Source organism: Staphylococcus microti, from assembly GCF_000934465.1.
Taxonomy (GTDB): Bacteria; Bacillota; Bacilli; order Staphylococcales; family Staphylococcaceae; genus Staphylococcus; species Staphylococcus microti.
Window position 1 is genome coordinate 1 of the sequence record NZ_JXWY01000093.1, and the last position, 319, is coordinate 319.

Here is a 319-nt window from a genome sequence, read left to right on the forward strand (position 1 = left end):
AATCAAGCGAATAATCATAAATAGATAGGTGGTGTATCTAATGGAACGATTGAAAGCGTACAAATTTAGACTATATCCAACAGAGGAACAAGAGGTTTTCTTTGCGAAATCTTTTGGCTGTGTTCGGAAAGTCTATAATCTCATGCTTCATGACCGAATAAAAGCTTATCAAGAAAAGGAGAACAATCCCTCTGAGAAAATGCGTTTTCCAACACCTGCCAAATATAAAAAAGCATTTCCATTCTTGAAAGAAGTCGATAGTCTTGCTTTAGCTAATGCACAACTTAATTTAGATAAAGCCTACAAGAACTTTTTTCGT

The 319-nt window shown here is 34.8% G+C and carries 1 protein-coding gene; it reads left to right on the plus strand.

Going from position 1 to position 319, the window contains the following annotated elements; translation table 11 throughout:
* Positions 1-40: 40 nt before the first annotated feature.
* Positions 41-319: helix-turn-helix domain-containing protein (locus TP70_RS09280; protein ID WP_044361186.1), on the plus strand; the 279-nt coding region annotated here is incomplete at its 3' end.